General features: G+C 67.7%; 3 protein-coding genes. 2 read left to right on the forward strand and 1 reads right to left on the reverse strand.

Annotated elements, in window-relative coordinates; translation table 11 throughout:
- The first annotated feature begins 298 nt into the window (after nt 1-298).
- On the forward strand, nt 299-1777 hold the full coding sequence (locus ACFDSW_RS16140; protein WP_375251279.1) for a lipopolysaccharide biosynthesis protein: 1479 nt from the start codon (nt 299-301) through the stop codon (nt 1775-1777).
- Nucleotides 1778-1783: 6 nt separating this feature from the next.
- Here ACFDSW_RS16140 and ACFDSW_RS16145 read toward each other — a convergent pair whose 3' ends face one another.
- Nucleotides 1784-2209 carry a CBS domain-containing protein gene (locus ACFDSW_RS16145; protein WP_375251280.1) on the reverse strand — a complete coding sequence of 142 codons (426 nt, stop codon included), beginning with the start codon at nt 2207-2209 and terminating at the stop codon, nt 1784-1786.
- A gap of 106 nt (nt 2210-2315) precedes the next feature.
- Here ACFDSW_RS16145 and ACFDSW_RS16150 point away from each other — a divergent pair, with 106 nt between their 5' ends.
- Complete coding sequence (locus ACFDSW_RS16150) at nt 2316-2621, forward strand: hypothetical protein (protein WP_375251281.1); 306 nt, start codon at nt 2316-2318, stop codon at nt 2619-2621.
- Nucleotides 2622-2893: the final 272 nt, after the last annotated feature.

Genomic DNA, 2893 nt, shown 5'->3' on the forward strand with positions numbered 1-2893 from the left:
AGACCCGCAGACCACCGCCCACATGTCCCTTCATCAAATCACAATGTCAAAGAGCCAACCGACGTCAAAACCGGACAACCTTCGTTCCCCGCTATCTCTACCGGGGGACTTGGTGTCCGTTGATGTGGCGACCGATGCGAGCGGCTGTTTCAGCAGCACCGCGTCGGTGGAGTGGCTTCTATGCGGGCGGCCCCAACCCGTCAAACACTTTTTGCAATTTTCTTTCACTCACCGCGCAAGGCCGCAGAATTCCGCGACTTTTAACCCGCTAATCACCTCTGTTGGCTAGGGCGGGGCAATGATCGATGCGCCGAATCACGACGCGAATCCGGCGCGCGACCGCGATTCCGGGCTCGCGCGCACCGTCCGCAGCGCGGTGCTATGGCGATCCGGGGCGCAGATCGTGGCGCAGCTGGTGCAGTGGAGCGCCACCTTCCTCGTCATCCGCATCCTCGCCCCGGAGGATTACGGACTGTTCGCGATGACCGGGGTGATCCTCGCCTTCACCGCGCTGCTCGACGGCTATGGCCTCGCCAGCGCGCTGGTGCGGCAACCGCATATCACCGCCAGGCAGATCCGCCAGGCGCTGGGCGTGCTGATCATCCTCAACGGCACGCTGTCCGTAACGCAGATCGTCGCGGCCCCGTGGGTCGCAGCTTATTATCGCCAGCCAGAGATCGTCGCGCTACTGCGGGTGCAGGCATTCATGTACCTCACCACACCGTTCATCGCATTGCCCGCCGCGCTGCTGAGCCGGCGGATGGACTTTCGCGCGCAGGCCAAGGCCAACATGCTCGCCGCGCTGGCCGCCGCGCTCACCGCGCTCGGCACCGCGCTGGCGGGCTGGGGGGTGTGGACGCTGGTCGCCGCGCCGTTCGTCCTGTACGCGACTCGCGCCGTGGCGATGTCGCGCGCGGCGCGCTTCGCCATGGTGCCGCTGTTCGACTGGCGCGGCATCGGCCATCTCGTCCGCTACGGCGGAATGATGGCGCTGGGGCAGCTGTTCTGGTTCATCCAGACGCAGGCGGACGTCGCGATCGCGGGACGTTACCTGACGCCGCATCGTCTGGGCATCTACACCACCAGCCTGTTCCTCGCACAGATCCTGGTCGCGAAATTCGTCCCCCCGCTCAACGAAGTCGCCTTTTCCGCCTATGCGCGGCTGCAGCACGACAGGACCGCGCGCGCGCAGGCGTTCGTGAAGGGCGTGCGGATCGTGATGGCGGCGGCGCTGCCCTTCTACCTGGGGCTGGCGGTGACCGCGGAGCCGCTGGTGCTGACGGTATTGGGCGGGAAATGGCGCGAGGCGATTCCGGTAGTGCGCTGGCTCGCGCTGGCGATGCCGTTCATGACCCTGCAGGTGCTGTACCAGCCCGCCTGCGACGCGATCGGCCGCCCCGGGATCAGCGTGCGCAACGGCGCGACCGGCGCGGCGATCATGACGATCGCCTTTCTGATCGGCATCACCCACGGTGTGACCGGCCTCGCGCTGGCGTGGGTCGGCGGATATCCGCTCTATCTGCTGATCGCGAGCCGGCGCGCGCTGCCCGCGATCGGCGCGCGCGCGCGCGACGTGATCGGCGCGATCCTGCCGCCGTTGCTGGCCGCCGCGGCAATGGCGATGATCGTCCTGCTGCTGGACCGGTTCCTGGCCTTGCCCGATCCGGCCGGTCGGCTGGCGATCCTCGTGCCCACCGGTGCGGCGAGTTATGCGGTGCTGCTATGGATCGTCGCGCGGCGGCTGGTCCGCGAACTGTATTCGCTCGCGCGGCGCTGACGGGCCTCAGGCCTGCTGGATATAGGCCCGCATCGCCATCGCTTCGGCTTCGATCCGATCGATACGATATTTCACCAGATCGCCGATCGAGACGAAGCCGATCACCCGACCCCCATCGACGACGGGCAAGTGCCGGATCCGCCGGCGCGTCATCAGCGACAGCGCGCCGATCACCGATTCCCCTGGAGTCACCGTCACCGCCGGCGCGGTCATCGCGCTGCTGACCGGGGCGCCCAACCCGCCACCGCCGCTCGCGAGCAGGCGGATCACGTCCCGTTCCGAAAAGATGCCGCGCACCCCGCCGTCATCCACGACCGGCACCGCGCCGATCCGCTTTTCCGCCAGCAATGCGACGACCTCCGTCACCGGCGTATCGGGCGTCACCGAGAAAATCTGCGCGCCCTTGCCACTCAGGATGCTGGCGATCGTCATGACCCTCTCCTCCACCGCACGTCGTTCGGCGCGCGCCGGCCCTGGATCGTGCCGCGCCGGTCGTGCACCGCTGGCATCATCCCATGTTTGCGCGCAAAGACAATCCATGGCCGGACTCGACGATCCACATCATGCGCGTTTCGCCTGGGAACGCTTCCGCCGGATCCTGTATGCGATCACGGGCGTCGGCGTGCTGACGGCGCTGGCCGCGATCGCGCTGCTGGGCCGCGCTTATGGTCCGCTCGGCTGGATGGCGACGCTGGCAACGTTCGGGGGCGTGGTCGCCTCGGTAGCGATGGCGGGCGCCTTGATGGGGCTGGCGTTCATGAGCTCGGGCACCGGGCATGACGAGGCGGTCGACTCGTTCGTCGCCGACCGCGACGTATCGGGGCCTCGCCACGACCGACCGTAACGGCCGGGCAGCAGCGCGCGGCGTGAACCGAACACGATATCGCAGCGCACGATCACTCGCCGATCGTGGCCCGAAGGACGACCCGCCGATCGACAAAAAACCCGCCCTCCACAGGGAGGACGGGTATTTTGCTTATCGGTCATCGAACGGCTTGCCGATCACTCCGCCGGGGTGACCTCCGCCGCGGCGCTGCGAACGCGGCGCCGTCGTGGCTTCGGCGCTTCCTCCACCGCATCGCCGCGGCGGACGAGTTCGATGTACAGCCGGTCGGG

This window comes from Sphingomonas sp., assembly GCF_042091075.1.
Taxonomy (GTDB): domain Bacteria; phylum Pseudomonadota; class Alphaproteobacteria; order Sphingomonadales; family Sphingomonadaceae; genus Sphingomonas.

Bases quoted from the DNA above. Each gene is read 5' to 3' on its own strand.
- ACFDSW_RS16150 (WP_375251281.1), top strand. From the start codon at position 2,316: ATGGCCGGACTCGACGATCCACATCATGCGCGTTTCGCCTGGGAACGC.
- ACFDSW_RS16145 (WP_375251280.1), bottom strand. From the start codon at position 2,209: ATGACGATCGCCAGCATCCTGAGTGGCAAGGGCGCGCAGATTTTCTCG.
- ACFDSW_RS16140 (WP_375251279.1), top strand. From the start codon at position 299: ATGATCGATGCGCCGAATCACGACGCGAATCCGGCGCGCGACCGCGAT.